Origin of the sequence: Sphingopyxis selenitireducens (genome assembly GCF_051550705.1) — a bacterium.
Taxonomy (GTDB): Bacteria; Pseudomonadota; Alphaproteobacteria; order Sphingomonadales; family Sphingomonadaceae; genus Sphingopyxis.
Window position 1 is genome coordinate 227,179 of the sequence record NZ_JBPULG010000004.1, and the last position, 23,982, is coordinate 251,160.

Below are 23,982 nucleotides of genomic sequence, written 5' to 3' on the forward strand. Positions count from 1 at the left end.
TCAAGGGCTCTTCTCATGTATAATTCGAACATTCCCTCGAAGTCCGAGCTGCCGAGCACCGGCAAGCTCATCACCTCGACCGTCATCGCCATGGCGACCGCGGGCGTGCTGCTCGTCACCGTCGTCATGCCCTCCGAATATGCGATCGACCCGACGGGCGTCGGCCGCGTGCTCGGTCTGACCGAAATGGGCGAAATCAAGACGCAGCTTGCAGAGGAGGCCGCCGCAGACCGCGCTGCGGACACGAGCGCCCAGATCGAGGCGGCGGCATCGGGCATGTCGGTCGGCGAAACCGAGGCCGCGCCGCAGGATTCACCGGCCGAAGCTGGCGCCGCGGCCCCCGCCGCCGTGGCAGGCGGCCGGCAGGACGAGCTTCGCATCACGCTCGCCCCGGGCGAAGGCGCCGAAGTGAAGCTGGTCATGAAGGCGGGCGGCAAGTCCAACTTCTCCTGGACCGCGGTCGGCGGCCCTGTGAACGTCGACGTTCATGGCGACGGCGGCGGCAAGTCGATCAGCTACAAGAAAGACCGCAATGTGACGCGCGACGAAGGCGTCATGACCGCCGAGTTCGACGGGAATCACGGCTGGTTCTGGCGCAACCGCGGCGATGCCCCTGTGACCGTGATCGTCAAGGCGCAGGGCGCGCACAGCGAGATGAAGCGCGCGATGTAAGGGTCGCGAAAGCGTCCCATCAGGGGGCCGGGACGCATCGCGCGTCCCGGCCCTTTTCTTTGTCGCAATGCTCAGGACCGCGTTCCGGGGCGGCAGTCAGCGGGTCGCGCGCGGCTTTCGCCAGGTCGCGCTGAAGCTCGAACCCATCATCCCGACCGACAGCCCGAACGCCGCCGCGAGACGAGCGAGCCATCGTGCGGTGCCGAGCTTCAGAGGCGATTGCCCCATCGCCGCGCGCGCGCCGCGCACCAGCGCGAACCCTTGTCGGCAAGATCGAGATTCTCGAAATCGGCAAAGGCGCGGATGAGGCGAAGCGGATTGAGGCCGCGCTGAAACTCTGACGTGCGTCCCGGCAGTTTGCGATCGACCCAGCGCGGCCAATAGTTAACGAACCAGCGCCCCGTTTGGACCTCGCGCAGGGCAAGGCGGCTCGCCGTTCCCGACACGAGAAGAAGACCGCCCGGGCGCAGCAGCCGCCGCAGCTCCAGCAGAATATTCGCCAACTCCTCGCGCCGCACATATTCGAGGACGCTGATGGCGAGGATGATGTCGAAGCTTTCGTCCGGAAAGGGAATGTGCCGCGAATGGGGTAAATGGCGAAAGTCGACGGCCGCGTCTGCACCATATCGTTCGGCGTTGAGCTGTGCGAGCGCAATGGCCTCATCATCGACGTCGATCGCGGCAACCGTGGCTCCCATCTTCGCGGCGACTATCGCGCTTGCGCCATAATTGCAGCCGAACTCGAGAAGCCTCTGCCCTTCTGTTTCCCCGGCATAGGCGGCGAGGATATGCCTGATTTCCTCCGCTGCCATGGGGACAGAGCCGCCCACCCATGTGCTGTCGGGATCGAGGCCGAGCGCCTTTGCCTGTACCCCAAAATGCGCGTCGGCTTCGGTGTTCGTTATGAGGGAGCGGTCCACACCGGACTTCACTCCTGCCCGGTTGCTGACTTGCGCATTTCGGCGCGCGCGTCGCGAAGTATCTCTATGCCGCCCTTGATGGCGATCAGCGCGGTCGCGAACCCGACCAGAAGGTCCGGCCAGTTCTTGCCGAGCCACCAGACGAGAACACCCGCGATCAATATGCCGCCATTCGAGATGAAGTCATTGAAGCTGAAGGTTGTTGCTGCTCTGAGGTTGACGTCCGGATTCTGAATGCGCTGCAGCAGCTTCAGGCACGCATAGTTCACCACCGCGGCGACGGCCGACATGATCATCATCGTCGGGCCGATCGGTTCGCTTCCTTCAAAATAGCGGCGTCCGACATCGAACAAAACGCCGACTGCGAAAATCAGCAGCATGACGCCCGACACCGTGGCGGCCCGGGTTTTCCATTGCAGGCCGTGGCTGAGCGCAACGAGGCTCAACGCATAAACGGCGGCGTCGGACAGGTTGTCGAGCCCATTGGCGATGAGCGCGCTCGAATCGCCAAGAGCGCCTGTTACAAGGAAGGCGATCGCAATCGCCGCGTTCAGGACGAGAACGATCTGGAGCGTTCGCTTTTCGCGTTCGCTCCCGGATGCTTTTTCATTCATTGCAAGCTCCTCAATCCTCACCATCGCTAAAAGGAGGCGGAACCCGCTTGGGTTCCGCCCCAGTCAGCACTCCCGGCTGCCGCCGACAGGGGGGAACGGCGGCCGTTCGGGACGATGTCAGCCTGCCGGGCTGGGCACGCCGCTCGGGTGCGCCGACTCTTGCTCTTCGGCCTTCGCGCTTCTTCGATGGACCAGGAGGTAAAGCGCCGGCAGCACGAGCAGAGTCAGGATCGTCGATGAGATGATCCCGCCGATGACGACGGTCGCCAGCGGCCGCTGCACCTCGGATCCAGCCCCCACATTGAGCGCCATCGGTACGAAGCCGAGCGAGGCAACGAGCGCGGTCATCATGACGGGCCTCAAACGGGTGAGCGCCCCCTCGCGGATCGCCTCGACAAGGCCTTTTCCGCGTTCGCGCAAATCCTTGATGAAGGAGAGCATCACCACGCCGTTGAGCACCGCGACCCCCGATAGCGCGATGAAGCCAACGCCCGCCGAGATCGATAGCGGGATGTCGCGCAGCGCCAGAGCCGCCACCCCTCCCGTCAACGCCAGCGGCACGCCCGAGAAGACGACCGCCGCATCGCGCACCGAGCCGAACAGCATGAACAGCAGCCCGAAGATCAGCAGCAGCACGAGCGGCACGACGATCTGGAGGCGCTCGGTCGCGGACTGAAGCTGTTCGAACGTCCCGCCATATTCGACATAATAGCCGTCGGGCAGAACCACCTCGGCTTCGACCTTCTGGGTCAACTCGTCGATGAACGAGCCGAGGTCGCGGCCGCGGACATTCGCGGTGATCACCGCGCGGCGCTTGCCATTTTCGCGGCTGATCTGGTTCGGCCCCGCCGCGAGCGATATCTCCGCCAGTTCCGAAAGCGGCACGAAGCCGCCAGCCGGAAGCGCGACGGGGAGATTGCCGAGTGACGCGAGATCGGTGCGAATGGCCTCGGGAAGCCGGACGATAACGTCGAAGCGGCGGTCACCCTCGAAAAGCTCGCCGGCCTGACGGCCGCCGGTCGCTGTCGAAACCGCATCCTGCACTGTCTCCATGCTGACGCCGTAGCGCGCGAGCTTGTCGCGGTCGGGCGTGACCGAGAGCATCGGGAGGCCGGTGACCTGTTCGAGCTTCACGTCCTGCGCACCGGCAATCCCGCCGGCAACTTCTTCGATCGCCTGTCCGGATTCGAGCAACTGGTCAAGATCGTCGCCGAACAGCTTGATCGCAACGTCGGCGCGGACACCAGCGATCAGCTCGTTCATGCGCATCTTCACCGGCTGGGTGAACTCGTAATTGTTCCCCGGTACTTCATTCACCGCCTTGTTGAGCTCGGCGACGAGCTGGTCGCGCGGCTTTCTGGGATCGGGCCACGCCTTCCGGTCCTTCAGCATAATGAAATTGTCGGCGACCGATGGCGGCATCGGATCGGTTGCGACTTCGGGCGTGCCGATCTTTGCGAAAACCCGCTCGACCTCGGGGAACTGTCTGATTCTCTTTTCCAGTGCCTCCTGCATTGCGATCGACTGGGTGAGGCTCGTTCCCGGAATGCGCATCGCGTGCATCGCGATGTCGCCTTCATCGAGGTCCGGGATGAACTCGGACCCGAGACTCGTCGCCGCCACGCCGCTGAGCGCGACGAGCAGCAGCGCGCCCGAAAGTGCTGCCTTTGGCCAATTCAGAACGCGGTCGAGCATCGGGCGATAGCCCTTGCCGAGACCGCGCATGAGCCAATTTTCCTTCTCCTCGACCTTGCCGGTCACGAAGAGCGCCACCGCGGCCGGGACCAGTGTGAGCGACAGCAGGAGAGCGGCAGTGAGCGCGAGCACGACCGTGATCGCCATCGGATGGAAGGTTTTGCCTTCGACGCCCTCTAGCGCGAAGATGGGCAGATAGACGGCGGTGATGATGATGATGCCGAAGATGCTCGGCTTGATCACCTCTGCGCTCGCCGAGGCAACAAGGCCGAAGCGTTCGTCGCGATCGAGCAGGCGCCCGAGCCGATGTTGCGCCTCGCCAAGCCTGCGGAGACAATTTTCGACGATGATGACGGCCCCGTCGACGATGAGGCCGAAGTCGAGCGCGCCAAGGCTCATGAGGTTTGCCGATGTCCGCGTCTGGAGCATGCCCGTCAGCGTCATCAGCATAGCGACCGGAATGACCGCCGCTGTGATCAGCGCCGCCCGGAAATTGCCGAGAAGAAGGAACAGGATCACAATAACGAGAAGCGCACCCTCGGCGAGGTTCTTCTGCACGGTCGAAATAGTACGTTCGACGAGCGCGGTGCGATCGTACAGCGGCTTCGCAACGACGCCCTTCGGCAAGGCACGCGAGGCTTCGACGAGTCGTTCGGCCGCGGCCTGCGCCACGACCCTCGGATTCTCGCCGATCAGCATCGAGACCGTCGCAAGGACGACTTCCTTGCCATTTTCCGTCGCAGCGCCCGTGCGAAGTCCCGAACCGATCGCGACATTGGCGACGTCGGCGATCCGGATCGGAACGCCGCCGCGGGTGGTGACGATGATCTGCGACAGATCGCGCTCATTATTTGCCTGACCTGGCACGCGGATCAGGATCTGTTCGCCGCTGCGCTCGACATAACCGGCGCCGCGGTTGGCATTATTGGCCTCCAGCGCGGTGACGACATCATTGAGCGAGAGGTTGAGCGATGCGAGCGAGGCCGGGTTCGGCGTCACATGATATTGGCGGGCATAGCCGCCGATCGTGTTGATTTCTGCAACACCGGGAATCGTCCGCATCTGCGGGCGGATGACCCAGTCCGACATCGTTCTGAGATCTTCAGCCGTATAGGGTGTGCCGTCGGGCTTTCGTGCACCCGGCTCGGCTTCGATCGAGAACATGAAGATCTCGCCGAGGCCTGTGGAGATCGGGCCCATTTCGGGTTCCATTCCGGGCGGAAGCTGGCCGCGGGCGGCCTGGAGCCGCTCATTGACCTGCTGGCGCGCGAAATAGATATCGGTCCCGTCCTCGAAGACGACGGTGACCTGGCTCAGGCCGTAGCGCGAGATCGACCTGGTGTAGCTGAGGCTCGGAATACCCGCGATCGCGGTCTCGATCGGATAGGTGATGCGTTGCTCGGACTCGAGCGGCGAATAACCTTCGGCCTTGGTGTTGATCTGGACCTGGACGTTGGTGATGTCGGGAACGGCATCGATGGGCAATTTGGTCGCGCTCCACGCGCCGATCGCGCACAGGAGCGCGACCACCGCGAGGACGAGCCATCGCTGCCGGATCGAAAAGCCTATGGTTCTGGCTAGCATATTATCCTGCTCCCCGATCAATGGTCGTGGCTCGCGCCGGACTTTTCGATGTCGGCGCGAACGAGGAAACTGCCCTTAGTGACATAGGTGGTGCCGGGCTTGATGCCCGACAGTACCTCGGTCCATTCGGGTGACGTGCGGCCGAGCTTCAGCATCCGGACCTCATAGTCCTGTCCGAAATTGGCATAGACCACCTTGAAGTCGCGGAAGGGTTGGATTGCCTCGGTCCGGACCGCGAGCGGCACCGTGACGGGATTGACCATCACGCGGCCCCGCAGCGCCATGCCGGGCCGCAGGGTTCCCGAACGGTTCGGGATCGTCGCGCGGATCAGCGCAGTGCCGGCCTCGGCGTTGCCGTCGGGCAGGAACTGTCCGAGCGGTGCGGTCGCGATCTCGGCGCCGTCCTGCGTCTCCACGGTCACCCGCATGCCTGGACGAATAATCGCGAGGTCGCGGGGGAAGATGTTGAAGACGACCGTGGTCTGCGCGGGGTCGGTGACCACATAGAGCGCGCGCCCGTCGGTGACGTCGCCGGGATTGGCGTTACGCTCGGCGATCACGCCGCCGACCGTCGCATATACCGGATAGACCTGGAGGCTCTCGCTGGACTCGATGCGCGCAAGCAGGTCTCCGCGGCGGACGCTGTCTCCTACCGCCTTGGTCACCGAGACGACGCGGCCGGGGAACTGGCCGCGAATTTCGGAGCGAGCGGTCGGGGACAATTGCACGGTGCCGTAAAGTTCACGCATCTCGCCGACCGTCGCTGGCCCGACCGCCGCGGTTTCGATGCCGCCCGCCTTCGCCGCGTCGGCCGCGATCCGGGTCCGGCCTTCGGGGTTCGCATATTTCCAGACGTGCCGCTTGCCGCCGACCACAGCAACGACCTCGACATCGAAGCTGTGCGGTTCGGTGACGACGCCCTGGCCCGCGAGAAACTTGCCCTGCGGGCGGAAGTCGAAGCGGTCGACGTCGCCGCCAAGGCGGGTGAGCGTGATGGCGAGCTGGACCTCCTTGGGGTCGACCGGCTTGCCGTCCCGCGTTGCAAAGACGCGGAATTGCGGCTCGGTGCCATTTTCGAAGATGGTTACTTCGACAGCGAAATCGCCACTCTTGAGCAATTTGCCGCCATTCGGGCCTTCGGCGTCTTCTTCGCCCTCGCCCTCGCTATGGCTTTCGCCTTCTTCATGCTTGTCTTCGCCTTCGGCACCGCCCCCGCAGGAAGCGAGCGGGATAGCGAGGAATAGCGCCGCGGCAGCGACGGGAAACGGGAATTTCTTCATGGAATAGTCTCCGCAAGGGGGGGCGCATCGAAGCGGCCGGTCAGGCGATCGATCTGTGCGAGCAAGTCGCGGTAGTTCGTCATGGCGTCGGCCCACTGACCCTGGATCTGAATGATGACGTCAGCTGCGTCCTGCACGTCGGCGAACAGGAAGCCTCCGCGAGCATAGCCTTCGCGCACCTGAGCGAGCGTCTTCACCGCTTTGGGATAGACGGTTGTCATGATGCCTTCGGCACGAACGCGCGCGGCGTCGGCATCCGCGCGAAGCGACGCCAAGCGCCGCAGCCGCTCGAGGCGGCTTGCCTCGGACTGATACTCGAGCTGCCGCCGCTCGGCCTGCGCCCTGGCAATATTGCCCTGGTTGCGGTCGAAACGTCCGAGAGGGATCGAGATGCCGCCGAGAACGGCGACATCGTTGGTCTCACGAAAGAAACGCGTCCCGCCCGAGACCGTATAGTCCTGATGGGCGCGGCTCTGTTCGACGACGACCTGCGCCCGCGCGCGATCGACTGCTGCGTCGAAGACCGCCGTGTCCGCTTCGGCCAGCGGCGGGTCGCGCGGATCAGGCTTCTCTATCCCCTCGGCAATAACGAGGCTGTCGGGAGCACCGCCCCAGAAGGAAACGAGCAGCGCGCGTGCCGATTGGCGTTTCGCCTGGACTTCCTTCAGCGCCAGTTCGGCCTCGAGAATGCGGGCATCAGCACGCGTTTCGACGAAGAGTGGATCCTTGTAGCCGCGCACGCGCCGGATCGCCTCGACGCGCATCTCCTTCTCGAGTTTGACGCGATCCTCGGCGATCCAGACCATTTGTTCGGCGATCTGGACGTCGATATAGGCGCGCTGCACTTGTTGCGCGATGTCGAGCCGTACGATGCGCCACTGTGCTTCGGCGAGGACGACCCCGCGCTCGGCGAGGGCCATGCGCGCCTCGCGCTTGCCCCCGCGCTCAAGTGGCTGCGAATAGGTGACGGTCAGTTCGGACTGCCGGAACAAGCCGTAGCCGCCCGTCCCGACGCCATTTTCCATGTCGACTGATACGGTCGGATTGGGACGGACACGGGCTTGCAGCTGATCGCCGCGTGCGGCGTCGACCCCCGCTTCACCCGCTCTAAGCTCGGGCGATGCGGCAATGGCCCGCTCGACCGCCTGGTCGAGCGTAAGCGGCTGGGCCCATGCGGACCCCGCCAGCAGCGCAGCCCCGGCCAACAGGGCGGCGCGCATATGAATATGCATAAATTCTCACTCCTGAACGGTTCGGCTGAGCGCAGGCCGTGAAGAGCTGCGCGGCAGGCGTCGTTCAGGCGAGGGGAGGGTTCAGGGGAGGGGCGAGCGCGCGCGAAGCCAAGCGCGTCGCGGGCAGCACAAAGAGCAGGCCGCCGGAAAAACAGGACAGATCGTCATGGCCTGCGAGGGTCTGATCGGATGCGACCGGGCAATTATGGTGGCTGCCGTGGAGGTCCGCCTCCTGCTGACCTTTTTGCGTGTCGCTGTCCGACGCATGGTCCGGCTCGACATGGTGCGAAAGATGAGAATCCGTCGCATGGTGCGTCATGCCCGCCATGGCCGGTGCAGCATTGTGGAGCCCGCTGAGCAGCAGGATCAACACTAGCAACAGGCGAAGGGGAGCACCGGACATGGTCGGGCCCCTAACAGCGAATGACCTGTTCCGGAAGCCCAAATCCGGATCAATCGGTTCGCGCAGCGCCGCTCTCCGTCGACCGGGCCGTTTCGATCAGCGCGGCCAAAGTCTTCGGCATCGGCATGGGATTGAAGGCGCTCACCCGTGCGCGGCCATTATTCCACGCGGGGAGACGGCCGGTCAGCGAACCGAGCGGGACGAGCAGGAACCGCATCGCCTGACCGGCAGCTTCACGGGCATCGCCGAGCTCGATCGCATAGCGAAACATGTGCCAGTGGGAGGCGAGATGTGCCCCCATATAGGGCTGGCTCAGTATATGTTTCCATTCCAGCGCCTGCCACGCAGCGGCTTCATCTCCGATTCGGCGTGATTCGCAAAACAGGCGGTATTGATCGCGCAGCAGCGGCTCTATGAAGGCCATGCTCACGCGATTCGTTGTCGGCGGCACCATCCTCTTTCCCCTTTTTTGTGCAGGGCAGGCTATTGCACCCTGTAGTAGATACAGGGTCAAGCCCTGATGTTCCGGCAGGACGCTGTGCCGCTCGGCTTTTGATTTATCCCCTTCTGTCACGGGAAGGGCATCGCTCTAACGGCGTCCTGAACAAAGGAGGCCGGAGCCAATAGCGTAGCGATAGAAGTAAGAGCAAAAGACAAGACTAGAATTATTGTGCTTAACGCGCGATTGTTCGGCGGATATCCTATTTCTTTTGACGCTTCTGCAAATATCGTGGGGCAAGATGCACTGCTCTCTTACCTCAATGAGATAATATTACGGAGCCGGTTCGGGGGTTCGAAGAGTGCCGCCGAAGTTGATTGAAAATCTTCTACTTTTCACCGCGCCGTTTCGATGCTAGGGGCCGGTTTCAATGCGACGGGTGATCCTCTTTTTTCTGACCCTTCTCCTTGCTTCCGGAACGGTTGCGGGGTCGCTGGTGCATGCGACCGAGGATCGGGCCGAGGCGAGCCTTTTCGTTGCGGCGTTCGAAGCGGGCTGCGTTTCTGCACCCGCGATCGAAAGCGACGAGGGCGGCAAGAAAAAGTCCTCCCCCGGCGAAAAGCAGCCGGTTCCCGCCGCCGCTCATGGTTGCCATGGCCACCACGCGGGCGTCCCGGCAGAAACGCTGTCGGCAGCGACCGAAACCCCTGTCTCTGAAGCGCATACGCGCATCCTGACGGCCGCCTTGCCGCTCCTCGCCTATATCGGGACCTTCCGCCCTCCAATCGCCTGACGCCCTAGGTCCGCGCGCGCCCTTCGCGTGCGCTTCTCCCTGGAAACGTCAGGAGTCTCTTTTTCATGAAATCCATAGTTGTCGCCGCGAGTCTCGCGGCGCTCGTTGCAGGCGTAAATTCCGCGCCCGCCGCTGCCCAGTCGGCAGCGACGGCGCTGGTGGGACCGCCTTCGTCCGATAGCGAGGCGGTGCGTACCGGCCCGCTTCCCGCCCGATTGTCCCTCGCCCAGGCGATGGAGGAAGCCGACGCGCGTTCGCCGCGCGTGGTTGCCGCCGAAGCCGAAGTGGAGGCCGCTCGCGGTCGCCAGCGTCAGGCGGGCTATCGCTTCAACCCCATCCTCAACGTCGATGTAGAGAATTTCGCGGGCACCGGACCCTATTCGGGCCTCAACGGTCTCGAAACGACCGTTTCGGTGAACCAGCGCCTCGATATCGGCGGCCGGCGCCGTGCGCGCATGACGCTCGCCGACGCCGAGTTTCTGTCCGCGCAATATCGGCTCGAAATTGCCCGTGCGGATCTCGCGCTAGAGGTTCGCAACCAATTCGCGACCGCGCTTGCGGCCCGCGACGGCCTGGCGCTAGCGCGCGAGAATGAGACGCGCGCGCGCGAACTCGTCCGCGTCGCGCAGGCAATGGTCGACACCGGCAACGAGCCGCCGCTACGTGCCTTCCGTGCCAATGCGGCGTTGGTCCAAGCTACCGCCGAACTTCGCACCGCCGAGGCTGAAGAGCGAACGGCGCGCCGTTCGCTGGCAGCGCTCCTTGGTAGTTCGGTTGCGCCAGCCGAACTGGTCGAAGGGGACCTCTGGGTGATGCCTGCCTCAGTGGACTCGCTGGCTACGCTCGACGTGCGGCTTGCCGAGACTGACCGCCTCATCGCCGAAGCGCGCCTCCAAGGGCAGCGCGCCGATGGTCGCCTCGACCCCTCGGTCGGCTTCGGCGTACGACAGCTTCGCGATACCGGCGATCGCGCGCTCATTGCCAATGTCTCGGTTCCGCTCCCGATCTTCGACCGCAATCGCGGCAACATTTCGGCTGCCAAGTCCGATGTCGCCGCGGCGATCGCTCGGCGCGAGAATGCGGTAATCAACGCCGAGACGGAAATCGCCAATGCCCAGGCCGAACTCGAAGCCGCCGAGGCCCGCCTCGCGGCGCTTGAGGGCAGTGGCATTGAGCAGGCGCGCGAAGGCGTGAGGCTCGCCGAGCTCAGCTATCGCGCCGGCAAGTCCTCGCTCGTCGAGTATATCGACGCGCAACAGGCTTATGCGGCGACGCAGGCGGAGTTGATCGCGGCACGCCAGGATCGCGCCGAAGCCCGCGCCATCTTGTCCCGTCAGGCGGCCGCCGATGGCGATGCGGATCATCAGCCATGAGCGCGCCGGCCCTTTCAGTGGGCGGGGGCGTCTTCGCCGCCGTCTTTCCAAGTCAACAGGGGTGCGCCGCCAGCCGGCGCGCGAACCGCATCAACAGCGGAGATAGAAAATGATCACCAAGGACAAGCGTCTCCTCGGCACTGTCGCGGGCGGGATGCTACTCGCCGCCGTCACAGGCTTCGGCGTTGCACGCTGCACCGCCGATCCGGCACCCGCGCCGACAGCCGAAGGCGAAACGGAAGCGGCGAGCGAAGCTCTTCCGAGCACCCTCGCCATCTCGCCGGACGCGATCAAGGCCGCTGAAATCGGCGTCGAGACGATCGGTGCAGGCGGGCTCGGCTCGGAAATCATCTCGCAGGCGACCGTTACCGCCGCGCCGAGCGGCGAGGCGATCGTCACCGCCCGCGCGGGCGGCGCGGTCACCCGCCTCTTCAAGCGGCTCGGCGATCCGGTCAGCGCCGGTGAGACGATCGCGATCGTGCAAAGCCGCGACGCCGCCCAAATTGCGGCCGAACGGATTGCCGCCGAGGCGCGCTCGACGCTCGCGCAGAAGAATCTCCACCGCGAGAAGACCTTGTTCGACCAGAAAGTGTCGGCGCGCGTCGACTATGAGCAGGCGCAAGCCGAAGCCGCGGCCGCCGCGGCCGAAGCGCAGCGCGCACGTGCGGCAGCGAGCGCCGCGCAGGTGACGCGCGATGGCAGCAGCGTCATCGTGGCAAGCCCGATCTCGGGACGGATCACGGCCGAGAACGCCAGTCTTGGCGCCTTCGTCCAACCCGAAACCGAATTGTTCCGCGTTGCCGATCCCAGCAAGGTGCAGATCGAGGCCGCAGTCGGCCCGGCCGATGCACAGCGACTCTCGCCCGGAGACCGTGCGATCATCGAGCTCCCCGATGGCCGGACGATCGATGCCCGTGTGCGGGCTGTGACCCCCGGCCTGTCCGGTGACACACGCTCGGCAACCGCCGTGCTCGACGTACCCGGGGCGTTGCAGCCGGGGCTTGCGGTCAGGGTGCGTCTGCTTCCGAGTGGTGGCGCCGGGACCACTGGCCCCGCAACGATCGTGATCGCCGACGAGGCGCTCCAGACACTCGAAGGCCGCGAGGTGGTGTTCGTGCGCACGAAGCAGGGCTTCCGAGCGCAACGGGTCACCGTCGGCCAGCGCAGCGCCGGCCGTGTCGAGATCCTCTCCGGCCTCAAGCCAGGCCAGGTCGTCGCGACCAAGAACGCATTCCTGCTCAAGGCCGAACTCGGCAAGGGCGCGGGCGAGGAGGAATAGACCGTGATCGCGAAACTGATGGCGCTATCCGTCCGCGCGCGCTGGGCGGTCCTTTTTCTCTTCCTCGTGATAGCCGGGCTCGGCGTCTGGCAGCTAACCAAGCTGCCGATTGACGCCGTCCCCGACATCACCAACAAGCAGGTGCAAATCAACACGATCGACCCGCGTCTCTCGCCGGTCGAAATCGAGAAGCTCGTAACCTACCCGATCGAAATCTCGCTGGCGGGCATTCCGGGGCTCGAGACGACACGCTCGATCTCGCGCAACGGCTTCAGCCAGGTGACGGCGATCTTCACCGATGAAACCGACCTTTATTTCGCGCGCCAGCAGGTGGGCGAGCGGCTTCTCCAGGCGGGCGAAAATCTTCCCGACGGGGCGCAGCCGCAGATCGGTCCCGTGACCACGGGTCTCGGCGAGGTCGTCATGTACACCGTCGGCTACAAAAATCCCGACGGGAAGGGAGCCAAGAAGGTCGCGGGCCAACCCGGCTGGCAACCCGACGGCGGCTACCTGACCCCCGAGGGCGATATCCTCACCGACGAGATTGCCAAATCGGGTTATCTTCGCACCGTCCAGGACTGGATCGTCAGCCCGCAGCTCAAGTCGGTCGGCGGCGTCGCCGGCGTCGACTCGATCGGCGGCTATGCCAAGACTTTCGTGGTCGAGCCCGATCCGACCCGCCTCACCAGCTACGGCATCTCCTACAGCGAACTCGGCGAAGCTCTTGAGCGCGCGAATCTTGCGGTCGGTGCCAACTATTACAACCGGGCCGGCGAGGCCTATCTCGTGCGCGTCGATGCACGCGTGCGCTCGGTCGACGAAATCCGCAACGCCGTCGTCGCGACGCGCGGGGGCGTGCCGGTCACCGTCGCACAGCTCGCCAACGTGAAGATCGGCGGCGACCTTAGAACCGGTGCGGGCAGCATGAACGGCAAAGAGACGGTGATCGGCACCGTGCTCATGCTGATTGGCCAGAACAGCCGGACTGTCGCCGAGGAGGTCTCGGCGAAGCTCGCGCAGGTGTCAAAGACCCTGCCGCCCGGCGTCGAAGTGAAGGTGGTGTTAGACCGCGCCAAGCTCGTGAACGCGACCGTCGGCACGGTTGAAAAGAACCTCACCGAAGGCGCGCTGCTCGTGGCGGCGGCGCTCTTCTTCCTACTTGGCAACTGGCGCGCCGCGATCATCGCGGTGCTCGTCATCCCCTTTTCCTTCCTGATGATGGCGATGGGCATGAATGCGTTCCGGGTGCCCGGTAATCTGATGAGCCTCGGCGCGCTCGACTTCGGTCTGATCGTCGACGGTGCGGTGATCATCATCGAAAATTGCCTCGCCAGATTGGCGCACCGGCAGGAACATGAAGGGAGATTGCTCAATCTTCGCGAACGTCTCGAGGAGACAATGCGCGCCAGCCAGGAGATGATCAAACCGACCGTCTTCGGGCAGGCGATCATTTTGCTCGCCTTCGCGCCGCTGCTGATGTTCACGGGCGTCGAGGGCAAGACCTTCTCGCCGATGGCCATCACCATCATGCTCGCTCTCGTCGCAGCCTTCATTCTCGCGATCACGCTGGTTCCGGCGCTCGTCGCTCTGATGATCCGCGGGAAGGTTGCAGAGAAGGAAGTCTGGGTAATCCGCAAGTCGAAGGAGCGCTATCTTCCGCTGCTCGACAAGGCGATCGCAAAACCTTGGGCTTTCATCGCCGGGGGCTTTGCCTTCTTCCTCCTCGCCATCCCGGCGTTCGGATTGCTCGGCTCGGAATTCATTCCGCAGCTCGACGAGAAGAATATGGCGATCGCCTCGACGCGCGTGCCTTCGGTGAGCCTTGAACAGTCACTCGCCATGCAGCGCAACGTCGAGACGGCGATCTCGAGCCTGCCCGAAGTCGAGTTGATGTTCTCGAAGACGGGTACAGCCGAGGTGGCGACCGACCCGATGCCGCCGAACATCTCGGACGGCTTCGTGATCCTGAAACCACAAGATCAGTGGCCGGCAGGTGTCGATTCGAAGGCCGATGTCGTCGAGCGTATCGAGAAGGCCGCTGGCGGCCAGCTCGGGCAGCTTTACGAGATCAGCCAGCCGATCCAGCTTCGATTCAACGAGCTGATCGCGGGCGTCCGCGGCGACGTTGCCATCAAGCTCTACGGAGACGACCTCGACAAAATGTCGCTCGCGGCGAACGAGATGGTGCGCGTGCTCCAGCGCATTCCGGGTGCGGGCAGCGTCAAGGCCGATCAGGTCGGCGGCGCACCGACGCTTGACGTGAAGCTCGATCGCAATGCGATCGCGCGGTACGGACTGTCGGTGCAGGAAGTCGCCGACACGGTGTCGGCCGCACTCGGCGGGCGGGAATCGGGTCTCCTCTACGAAGGCGATCGCAGGTTCGACATCACCGTCCGTGTTCCTGATGCGACCCGCGTCAATCTCGACGACATCCGCGCGCTTCCTGTCCTCCTTCCCTCGGAAGGCGGGAACCGCGGACAGATACCGCTTGCGCAAGTGGCGCAGATCCGGCTGACCGAAGGGCTCAACCAGATCAGCCGCGAAAATGGCAAGCGGCGCGTCGTGGTGCAGGTGAACCTAGAAGGCCGCGATGCGGGGTCCTTCGTCGCAGAAGCGCAGGCCAAGATCGCCAATGTGAAGCTCCCGGCGGGCTATTATCTCGAATGGGGCGGGCAGTTCGAAAGCCTGCAGGCCGCATCGCAACGGCTCTCCATCGTGGTTCCGCTCTGCTTCGCGGGCATCTACATCCTGCTCTACATGGCGCTCGGCACCTTCGGGCGGGCGACCGCCGTGTTCCTCGCGGTGCCGCTGGGGCTTGCGGGCGGGGTGTTCACCCTCGCGCTGACCGGGATCAACTTCTCCGTGTCTGCGGCGGTGGGCTTCATCTGCCTTGCCGGCGTCGCGGTGCTCAACGGTCTCGTCGTGATGACGGCGATCCGCGAGCGGCTCGAGAATGACGTCCCGCTCACGGAAGCAATTCGTGAAGGCATGACCGAGAAGATGCGCGCGGTGATTATGACCGGTTTCGTGCCCGCTATCGGCTTTGTGCCGATGGCGATTGCGACCGGCACAGGTGCCGAGGTGCAGAAGCCGCTCGCGACGACCGTTATCGGCGGCCTCATCGCGGCGACGATCCTGACGCTGCTCGTCCTGCCCGCGATTGCAAAGGTCGTACTCGGGGCGGACTGGCAGCCGAAGTTCCTGAAGCGGAAAACAGAGCCGGCGGTCGAGCCGGTCGCGGAATAGGAAGAGAGTGTCATGACAAAAGCATCCAAGCTCTTGCGCATCTACACCGATGAGTCCGCCTTCTTCGGCGATCAGCGGGTCTTCGAGTTCATTTCCGAACTCGCTCGCCAGCAAAAACTGGCAGGCGTGACGGTGCTCGAAGCGGTTCTTGGTTTCGGTCGCTCGGCGCATCTCCACCGCAAGCATGCGCTGGAAAATGACAGGGCGGTCGTGATCGAGATCATCGACGAGGAGCAGCGGCTCCGCGACTTCGCGGCGCAGCTGGGGGAGATACCCGATATCGGACTCATTACCATCGAAGCTGTAGACATCCTCGGCGGGAAATCCGCTGCGGCGCCACCCGATGTCCAGAGCTGACCGGCACCTTGCCGGTTTCCACCGCGGCGCAGGTCCCTGGCTTGCGTCGCGGACCGGCTTTCCGGGGCGAGGAGCGTGCCGATGTTCTCGGTAGGTGCCTCGCTCCGCCTGCCGGTCCCAATCGGCCGCGTCTGGCGTTTGCTCGTCGATGTCGACCGTTATGCCGACTGGCACCCCACGCTTCGGTTCACCGACCGGCCGGGCGACGACGAGCGAGTGGGCTATGTCTATTCTCCTCGCGGCAAGCAGGGCCCGGAATTTGCATCCGAGGGGCGGATCACCGGTCTCGACTGGCTGACTAGCTTCTCGTGGCGGACAGGCACGCGTGGTCTTCTCGTAATCGAAGAAAGCTACGAGCTCGAGAAGCTGGGACAGGGGGTAGAGGTTACACACCGTCTTGTATGCCGTGGCATCTTCTCGTGGCTCGGCTATCCCGTCCTTCGCAGGGTTTGCAGCGTATTTCTCAAGCGGTCGAACATGGCGCTTGAACAGCATTTCCGTCGTATGACAGTTCAGTCCCGATATGCGCGGCCGAGTGGTCGGCGCGCATGAGGGATCCGAAATCTTGGCCGCCAGGAGCCCTTGGCTCCTTGCCCCCGCCACCCCGGTCGAGGGTCGATGGCGGTCAGGGAGGTGCGGGAGTGGGACAAAACCCACCAAAGCTCCCGCACCTCATCCTTTTGACAGGACCGGTCGTCCCCGGCCGCCTTCGAGCACTGACATGAAAAGGATGGCATCATGAGTGACCAGTTGCGGCTCGATATTCCGCTGCTCCTCCCCGAAGTCGCCGATACCGCCGACCGCTGCGTCGCGCGCCTGACGAGCGAACTCGAAGGACGCGAAGGCGTCGACAAGGTCCATGTGGTCCGCTCAAGCGATGGTTCGCCCCCGCAGCTCTGCATACATTACCGTCCGGATATTCTCCCGCTCGAGCGGGTGCGGCAGCTCGCGCGCAGCGCTGGTGCCGAGCTCACAGGCCAATATCAGCATCTCTTCTGGGGCGATCTCGAAGGCGTAGGCCATTCGCGGCGCGCTCGGACGATCGGAACACGCCTACGCGAAATCCCCGGCATCATCGAGGCCGAGGTCGGCGTCGCGGGTACCCTGCGTGCAGAGTTCCAGCGCTCGGAAACTTCGGTCGACATCATCAGGAAGGTGCTTTCGGATATGGGCGTCACACAGAAATCGGCTGCCGTCGTCGCGGCTGTCCCGGCAGAAGCCCCCCACCAACATGGCGATGATGGCCGTGACCATGGACCCGATCATGCGCATGGGCCTGACCACAAACATGGCCACAAGGGCGAGGACAGCCACGACCATGGCCATGATCATGGGGGCATTTTCGGCGAGCGGACCGAGCTGATCTTCGCGCTCCTCTGCGGTCTCGTCCTCGGCATCGGCTTTGCCATCGAGAAGCTGGCCGCGGCGCCGGAATGGGTGCCGCTCGCATTCTATATCGCTGCTTATGGTTTCGGCGGCTGGTTTACTGTCCGCGAGGCGATCGAGAATCTGAAGCTCAAGCGCTTCGAGATCGACACGCTGATGCTCGTGGCCGCCGCGGGCGCGGCGGCGCTCGGTGCTTGGGCCGAGGGCGCGTTGCTCCTCTTCCTCTTCAGCCTCGGGCACGCGCTCGAACATTATGCCATGGGTCGCGCCAAGCGCGCGATCGAAGCGCTCGCCGAACTGGCGCCGCAAACTGCGGTCGTGAAAGCCGCAGACGGCAGCAGCCGCGAAATCTCGGTCGAGCTTTTGCAGATCGGTGACACGGTCGTGGTAAAGCCCAATGAGCGGCTGCCGGCCGACGGCTTCGTCGTCGTCGGGCGCTCGGCGGTCAATCAGGCTCCAGTGACTGGCGAGAGCGTCCCAGTCGACAAGGAGCCAGTGGCCGATCGCGCGGCGGCCGCCACGAAGCCTGATGCGCTCGACGCAAAATATCGCGTTTTCGCCGGCACGATCAACGGCCATGGCGCGATCGAGATCGCGGTGACCCGCCTTGCTGCAGACACCACGCTCGCCAAGGTCGTGAAAATGGTGAGCGAGGCGGAGACGCAGAAGTCGCCGACGCAGCGCTTCACCGACCGCTTCGAGCGCGTCTTCGTACCGAGCGTCCTTGCGCTGGTCTTCGTACTGCTCTTCGCCTGGGTGGTCGTCGACGAACCCTTCCGCGACAGCTTCTACCGCGCGATGGCGGTGCTCGTCGCGGCGAGCCCGTGCGCGCTCGCGATCGCGACGCCAAGCGCCGTGCTTTCGGGCGTCGCGCGTGCCGCGCGCGGCGGCGTGCTCGTGAAGGGCGGCGGGCCTCTCGAGAATCTGGGATCGCTGACCGCACTTGCGTTCGACAAGACCGGCACACTGACCGAGGGCAAGCCGCGTATCACCGACGTCATTCCAGCCACAGGGGTTCCCAAGGAGGAACTGCTGCGGATCGCTGTGGCGGTCGAGCGGCTCAGCGATCATCCCCTCGCTGCGGCCATCGCGCGCGACGGCGAGGAGATGCTGACCTCGACGCGCGTCCCGACTGCCGACGATCTCAACAGCCTGACCGGACGCGGGGTCATCGCGAGGGTCGAAGGCGAAACCGTCCTGATAGGGAAGGCCGAAATGTTCGGTGCTGACGGGGTTGCCCCAATCGGCCCGGAGGTCGCTGCGGCGATCTCTGGGCTCCGCGACAAGGGGCGAACGACGATGGTGGTCCGCATGGGCGATCGCGACCTCGGGGCAATTGGCCTGATGGACACGCCGCGCGAGTCCGCGCGGACCGCGATCGCGAAGCTTCGCGACCTTGGCATCCGGCGTATGATCATGATCTCGGGCGATCACCAGAAAGTCGCCGAATCGATCGCAGCCGAAGTCGGGATCGGCGAAGCCTGGGGCGACCTGATGCCTGACCAGAAGGTCGACGCCATTCGTGATCTCAAGGCCGAGCAGCCGGTCGCGATGGTGGGCGACGGCGTGAATGACGCGCCAGCTATGGCAAGCGCGACCGTCGGCATCGCGATGGGTGCGGCAGGTTCCGACGTGGCGCTCGAAACCGCCGACGTCGCCCTCATGGCCGATGATCTTGCGCATCTTCCGTTCGCGATCGGCCTCAGCCGACAGACACGGCGGATCATTCGTCAGAATCTGGTCGTCAGCCTCGGGGTGGTCGTCGTCCTCGTGCCGGCGACGATCTTCGGACTCGGGATTGGGGCGGCGGTAGCGGCCCATGAGGGCTCGACCCTTGTGGTCGTCGCCAACGCGCTCCGCCTGCTCGCCTATCGTGATCGCAGCATGGGCTGAGCAGGCGCGGTCGCCGCTTCACGAAACCGGAAGGGAGAGCGAGGATGAGCTTCAAGAATATCTCGGCCTGGTCGATCCGGAATCCGATTCCGCCGCTCGTCATGTTCTTCGGCCTGACAGTGGCCGGGATCGTCTCATTCCTGATGATGGGGGTGCAGAGCGATCCTGATATCGACTTCCCCGGAGCGATCGTCATCATCGCGCAACCGGGTGCCGCGCCCACCGAGCTCGAAACCCAGGTTACGCAGCGCGTTGAGGCGGCGGTCCGCACGATCGAGGGGATCGACGAGCTGAACTCGACGGTTACCGAGGGGCAGTCGCAGACCTTCGTGCAGTTTGCGATCGGCACGCCGATCGACCGCGCTGTGACGGACATTCGCGACAAGATCACGCAAATCCGCAGCAACCTTCCGAACGGCATTCTCGAACCGCAGGTCATTCGCCTGTCGACTTCGGGCAACACGCTTGCTTACTGGTCGGCTTCTGCGACAGACATGACACTCGAAGAGCTGAGCTGGTATGTCGACAATGTCGTCGCCAAGCGGCTCATCGCGGTTCCCGGAATGGGAGACGCCTATCGCCGAGGCGGGGTCAGCCGCGAAATTCGCGTCATCCTGAACCCGGAGCGGATGCGCGCATATGGTCTCACCGCCGCAGCGGTGAACACCCAGCTCGTGCAGCTCAACGTCAACGCGGCTGGCGGCCGGATGGAGGTCGCGGGGTCCGAGCAGGCGGTCCGCATCCTCGGCAACGCCAGCAGCGCGAAAGCGCTCGGCGAAACGCTGATTTCGGTCGGGACGAACCGGACCGTGCGCCTAGCCGACATCGCCGAAGTCAAGGACCTCTACGCCGAGCAGCGCTCCGTTTCGAAGCAGGACGGGCGGCAAGTGCTCACATTCGGATTCGAGCGCGCGAAGGGTGCCTCGGACGTCACCGTTTACGACGCGGCAGTCGAAGAGCTGCGCAAACTCGAGAAAGAAAACCCCAAGGTCAAATTCACCGAACTTTTCAGCGATATCGAATATACCAAGGGGCAGTATCATTCGGCGATCAATGCGATGGTCGAAGGCGCCATCCTCGCGGTGGTGGTCGTCTTTCTCTTCCTCCGCGATTGGCGTGCGACGCTGATCTCCGCGCTCGCCATACCGCTGTCGGCGGTGCCGACCTTCCTGTTCATGGATCTCATGGGCTTTTCGCTCAACATGATGACTCTTCTCGCGCTCAGCCTCGTTGCCGGCGTGCTCGTCGACGACGCGATCGTCGAAATCGAGAATATCGTCCGCCACATGCGGATGGGCAAATCGGCCTATCAAGCGTCGATCGACGCCGCAGACGAAATCGGCCTCGCCGTTCTCGCGACAACCATGACGATCGTTGCGGTGTTCCTGCCTGTCGGGCTGATGCCCGGCGTCGCCGGGCAATATTTCAAGAATTTCGGGCTGACAGTCGTGGCCGCGGTTCTGATGAGCCTCGCGGTCGCGCGTATGATAACGCCCATGCTCGCGGCCTATTTCCTCGCAGCGCAAGGTCAGCAGAAGCATGGCGAGGGGCCGCTGATCGACACCTATATGCGCGTACTGCGCTGGAGCCTGGACACCAGGGCCGCCGATACCGCGCGAGCGCGCGGCGGGCGCTGGAAATGGCTCGGCTATATCCGGGATCATCGCATCTGGGTCGTCGGCATCGGCGTGCTGGCGTTGTTCGCGACAATCTTCAGCTTCTCGCTTCTCCCAATGACCTTCCAGCCCTCGATCGACTCCGACACAAGCCGGGTATCGATCCAGCTCGCGCCGGGCGCGACGCTCGAACAAACAGAGGTCGTTGCGGACCAGGTGACGGGACTCATGAAGCGCGATCCGCTCGTCGTCTCCGCCCTCTCGCGGATCGACGTTGGCACAGCGACGGTATATCTCAAGCTTCGCAAGGACCGAGAGCTCACCTCGACCGAATTCGAGAAGGATCGCGCGACGCTGCTGGCCCAAGTGCCGGATGCCCGCATCAACTTCCAGTCGCAGCATGGCGGCGGCGGCGGTAGCAGCCGCGACATCTCGATCACGCTCGGCAGCGATGACCCGAAGAAGCTCGAAGATGTCAGCAGCCGGCTGCTTGCCGAAATGGCAGGTGTGAAGGAAATCAGGTCGCCACGCGTCGAAGGCAATCTCCAGAGACCCGAGATCGTTATCCGCCCGCGCTTCGCGCTCGCGGCGCAGCTCGGGGTGACGACCCAGGCGCTGAGCCAGTCGATCCGCGTCGCGACGCTTGGCGAGATCGACCAGAACAGCGCGAAATTCTCGCTGTCTGACCGGCAGATTCCGGTCCGCGTCGCGCTTGCGGAAACCGCCCGCGAACGCCTCGATACGCTCCGCAACATGCCGGTTCCGACCCGGAACGGGGGAACGGTGCCGCTGTCGGTCGTCGTCGAGATCGGGTTCGGCGCCGGCCCCACCCAGATCAATCGCACCAACCAGGTGCGCCAGCTCACTATAGGTGCCGACCTCGCTCCGGGACTCGTGACGGGTCAGGCGATGGAGAAGCTGGAGGCGCTGCCGGCGCTCAAGGCGCTGCCCGCCGGCGTCACGCGGCTCGTCCTCGGGAGCGCCAAATGGCAGGCCGAGATGCTTCGCAACTTCGCGATCGCGGTTGTGTCGGGCATTTTCCTCGTGCTCGCGGTCCTGATCCTGCTTTACCGCAAGATCATCCCGCCTTTCGTGAACATGGGTTCGTTGCTGCTCGCCCCGCTCGGCGGCGCGATCGCGCTGCTGTTGACGGGCTACCCGCTGTCGCTTCCCGTGTTCATCGGCGTACTGATGCTGCTGGGCATCGTCGGCAAGAACAGCATCCTGCTCGTCGACTTCGCGATCGAGGAAATGGCGGCAGGGGTCCCGCGCGACGAGGCGATCATCGATGCCGGCCATAAGCGCGCGCAGCCGATCCTGATGACGACGGTCGCGATGGTCGCGGGGATGATTCCGACCGCCCTGTCGCTCACCGGCGACGGTGCCTGGCGTGCGCCGATGGCGGTGACCGTGATCGGCGGGCTGACCCTCTCGACCGTGCTCACGCTGTTGATCGTCCCCGCCTCCTTCAGTCTCGCTATCGGCTTCGAGCGCGCAATCGCACCTCGCCTTCGTCGATGGTTCACCACCGGCGGCGCCGAAACTGGCCCGGCACCAGTGGTCGAGGGAGGCTGTTCAAACCCTGTTCCGGCGACGGACCGATAGAGGAAGCGGATGTGGTGATGGAGTTTCAGCGGGAGTATCAACTCCCCTACACCCCGGCCCAAATATGGGCGGTTCTCGATGATTTCGAAAATCATAGAATATGGAATCCGTATGTGCGGATCGAACGGCTCTCCGAGGACCCGATAACGATCCGCTATTCGGTGCGCATGGACCCGCACAAGCCGAAGTTTCATGAGGTCCCGGCAACGGCCGTAGTGGCGCATCCCGACCGGCAGCTTGCCATCGACGTGCGTACCAGCTTCCTCGTGAGTTACGAGGAGAGCTACACTCTTGTTCCGACCGGCAATGGCACCAAGCTCGTCCATCGCTACCGCTGCCGCGGGCTCTTTGCCTGGCTGCGTCTCCCCGGAATAAAGACGAGCTTCGAGAGAATGATCGCTTCGATCGACGGCATTTTGCTCAGCTATCTCAAATCGAAATATGGAAAGCATCAATCGCCGCCGACCCGCCCGAAGCCCAAGTATCGGACCGGACGGCGATGACGAGTTTTCCCCTTCTCGCCCCGCACAAATGGCGCTCGCTTGGTTCGGCCTGGGCAATCGCACTTTTATCGAGTCTTGCCGTCCTCTTCGTCGGCGAGGTCATGGGCCAGACACCGTGCGACCTCTGCTGGTTCCAGCGCGCCTTCATGTTCCCGCTCGCGATCATTCTCGGCATCGCGGCGTTCAAGTCGGACCGCGCCGTCGTTCCTTATGGACTCGCGCTTGCAGCGGGCGGTGGTCTCGTCGCCCTCTATCATAGCCTGCTCTACGTCGGTGTCATTCCGGCCCCGATCGTCCCTTGTACCGGCGGTCCGTCATGCTCGGGCGAGAGCATGACAATTGGAGGCGTGCCGCTGCCCCTCCTGTCGCTGGTCGCCTTCGCGCTGATCCTTACCCTCTTGTTGAACTTCCAAAGGAGACTGAAATCATGAATCGACGTTTCGGAGTCGTTGCGACCCTGGTCGTATCGGCGCTCGCATTTACCGGCGGCGCCATGTTCTACAGCGGATCGGTCGCTGGCGAGCCGGCGCCATTAGCGGCGCCCGGTCCCGTCGACGAACTCATCCGGCCGCACTCGGCCGTCATCGGGCCAAAAAAGGCGCCGGTGACCATCGTCGAATTCTTCGACCCGTCATGCGAAGCCTGCCGCGCCTTCTTTCCGAAAGTGAAGGAAATTCTCGCGACCTATCCGAAGGATGTTCGGCTGGTGATGCGCTATCTGCCCCTCCACCCGGGATCGGCCGAAGCGATCGTCCTGCTTGAGGCTGCCCGCGTCCAGGGCAAGCTCGAACCGGTGATGGCCGCGGTCCTCGAAGCTCAGCCCGACTGGCATGACGGCAAGATGGACGCGGCATGGGCCGCAGCCGAAAAGGCGGGCCTCGATGTCGCGAAGGCGCGCGCCATGCCTTCGGCCGAAGCGATGGCGTGGATGGAGCAGGATATCGCCGATGCGCGCGCGGTCGGCGTGCGCGGAACGCCGACCTTCTTCATCAACGGCCGGAAGCTGTCCAGTTCCTCGCCGGAGCAGCTCGAAGCCGAAGTTCGCGCTGCCGTTGCAGCGAAGGGAAAATGACTGGTCGCCCGTCCCGGCGA

Annotated in this window: 20 protein-coding genes; 12 read left to right on the forward strand and 8 right to left on the reverse strand. The window is 64.2% G+C overall.

Annotated elements, in window-relative coordinates; translation table 11 throughout:
• The first annotated feature begins 15 nt into the window (after positions 1–15).
• Complete coding sequence (locus tag ACSYDV_RS14400; protein WP_438324503.1) at positions 16–672, forward strand: transmembrane anchor protein; 657 nt, start codon at positions 16–18, stop codon at positions 670–672.
• A 96-nt stretch (positions 673–768) separates the two neighbouring features.
• On the opposite strand, the gene ACSYDV_RS14405 is transcribed toward ACSYDV_RS14400, so the two are convergent.
• From ACSYDV_RS14405 to ACSYDV_RS14440, 8 genes are all read right to left on the reverse strand, one after another.
• Entirely contained in the window at positions 769–921 is a 153-nt protein-coding gene (locus tag ACSYDV_RS14405; RefSeq protein WP_438324504.1) for a hypothetical protein, read from the reverse strand.
• Positions 882–1,592, reverse strand: coding sequence for a class I SAM-dependent methyltransferase (locus tag ACSYDV_RS14410; RefSeq protein WP_438324505.1), 711 nt, complete (start codon positions 1,590–1,592; stop codon positions 882–884). Before ACSYDV_RS14410 ends, ACSYDV_RS14405 begins: the two co-directional genes overlap by 40 nt.
• Before the next feature lie 8 nt (positions 1,593–1,600).
• Entirely contained in the window at positions 1,601–2,206 is a 606-nt protein-coding gene (locus tag ACSYDV_RS14415; RefSeq protein WP_438324506.1) for a cation efflux transmembrane domain-containing protein, read from the reverse strand.
• Positions 2,207–2,323: 117 nt separating this feature from the next.
• A complete protein-coding gene (locus ACSYDV_RS14420; RefSeq protein ID WP_438324507.1) occupies positions 2,324–5,485 on the reverse strand; it encodes an efflux RND transporter permease subunit in 3,162 nt (1,053 codons plus the stop codon).
• 17 nt (positions 5,486–5,502) lie between these two features.
• Positions 5,503–6,765, reverse strand: coding sequence for an efflux RND transporter periplasmic adaptor subunit (locus tag ACSYDV_RS14425; RefSeq protein ID WP_438324508.1), 1,263 nt, complete (start codon positions 6,763–6,765; stop codon positions 5,503–5,505).
• Positions 6,762–7,997 carry a TolC family protein gene (locus tag ACSYDV_RS14430; RefSeq protein ID WP_438324509.1) on the reverse strand — a complete coding sequence of 412 codons (1,236 nt, stop codon included), beginning with the start codon at positions 7,995–7,997 and terminating at the stop codon, positions 6,762–6,764. Before ACSYDV_RS14430 ends, ACSYDV_RS14425 begins: the two co-directional genes overlap by 4 nt.
• A gap of 64 nt (positions 7,998–8,061) precedes the next feature.
• The gene (locus tag ACSYDV_RS14435) at positions 8,062–8,400 is read right to left on the reverse strand and encodes a hypothetical protein (RefSeq protein ID WP_438324510.1); all 339 of its coding nucleotides are present in this window, start codon (positions 8,398–8,400) and stop codon (positions 8,062–8,064) included.
• Between the two features lie 49 nt (positions 8,401–8,449).
• Positions 8,450–8,974 (reverse strand): DUF3703 domain-containing protein, encoded by a 525-nt coding sequence (locus tag ACSYDV_RS14440; protein ID WP_438324511.1) that lies wholly within the window; start codon positions 8,972–8,974, stop codon positions 8,450–8,452.
• A 295-nt stretch (positions 8,975–9,269) separates the two neighbouring features.
• Here ACSYDV_RS14440 and ACSYDV_RS14445 point away from each other — a divergent pair, with 295 nt between their 5' ends.
• The 11 genes from ACSYDV_RS14445 (at position 9,270) to ACSYDV_RS14495 (ending at position 23,962) form a co-directional block, all read left to right on the forward strand.
• Complete coding sequence (locus ACSYDV_RS14445) at positions 9,270–9,632, forward strand: hypothetical protein (protein WP_438324512.1); 363 nt, start codon at positions 9,270–9,272, stop codon at positions 9,630–9,632.
• A gap of 65 nt (positions 9,633–9,697) precedes the next feature.
• Positions 9,698–11,005, forward strand: coding sequence for a TolC family protein (locus ACSYDV_RS14450; protein ID WP_438324513.1), 1,308 nt, complete (start codon positions 9,698–9,700; stop codon positions 11,003–11,005).
• A 109-nt stretch (positions 11,006–11,114) separates the two neighbouring features.
• Positions 11,115–12,284: an efflux RND transporter periplasmic adaptor subunit gene (locus ACSYDV_RS14455; protein WP_438324514.1), complete on the forward strand. Its 1,170-nt coding sequence runs from the start codon at positions 11,115–11,117 to the stop codon at positions 12,282–12,284.
• A gap of 3 nt (positions 12,285–12,287) precedes the next feature.
• Complete coding sequence (locus ACSYDV_RS14460) at positions 12,288–15,530, forward strand: efflux RND transporter permease subunit (protein ID WP_438324515.1); 3,243 nt, start codon at positions 12,288–12,290, stop codon at positions 15,528–15,530.
• A gap of 12 nt (positions 15,531–15,542) precedes the next feature.
• Entirely contained in the window at positions 15,543–15,887 is a 345-nt protein-coding gene (locus ACSYDV_RS14465; protein WP_438324516.1) for a DUF190 domain-containing protein, read from the forward strand.
• A gap of 81 nt (positions 15,888–15,968) precedes the next feature.
• A complete protein-coding gene (locus ACSYDV_RS14470) occupies positions 15,969–16,439 on the forward strand; it encodes an SRPBCC family protein (protein ID WP_438324517.1) in 471 nt (156 codons plus the stop codon).
• A 186-nt stretch (positions 16,440–16,625) separates the two neighbouring features.
• Positions 16,626–19,166: a heavy metal translocating P-type ATPase gene (locus tag ACSYDV_RS14475; RefSeq protein WP_438324518.1), complete on the forward strand. Its 2,541-nt coding sequence runs from the start codon at positions 16,626–16,628 to the stop codon at positions 19,164–19,166.
• 44 nt (positions 19,167–19,210) lie between these two features.
• The gene (locus tag ACSYDV_RS14480) at positions 19,211–22,387 is read left to right on the forward strand and encodes an efflux RND transporter permease subunit (RefSeq protein ID WP_438324519.1); all 3,177 of its coding nucleotides are present in this window, start codon (positions 19,211–19,213) and stop codon (positions 22,385–22,387) included.
• A 17-nt stretch (positions 22,388–22,404) separates the two neighbouring features.
• The gene (locus ACSYDV_RS14485; RefSeq protein ID WP_438324520.1) at positions 22,405–22,890 is read left to right on the forward strand and encodes an SRPBCC family protein; all 486 of its coding nucleotides are present in this window, start codon (positions 22,405–22,407) and stop codon (positions 22,888–22,890) included.
• Positions 22,887–23,321, forward strand: a complete 435-nt coding sequence (locus tag ACSYDV_RS14490; protein ID WP_438324521.1) for a disulfide bond formation protein B — start codon at positions 22,887–22,889, stop codon at positions 23,319–23,321. The genes ACSYDV_RS14485 and ACSYDV_RS14490 overlap by 4 nt, the downstream gene beginning before the upstream one ends.
• Positions 23,318–23,962: a DsbA family protein gene (locus tag ACSYDV_RS14495; protein ID WP_438324522.1), complete on the forward strand. Its 645-nt coding sequence runs from the start codon at positions 23,318–23,320 to the stop codon at positions 23,960–23,962. Before ACSYDV_RS14490 ends, ACSYDV_RS14495 begins: the two co-directional genes overlap by 4 nt.
• Positions 23,963–23,982: the final 20 nt, after the last annotated feature.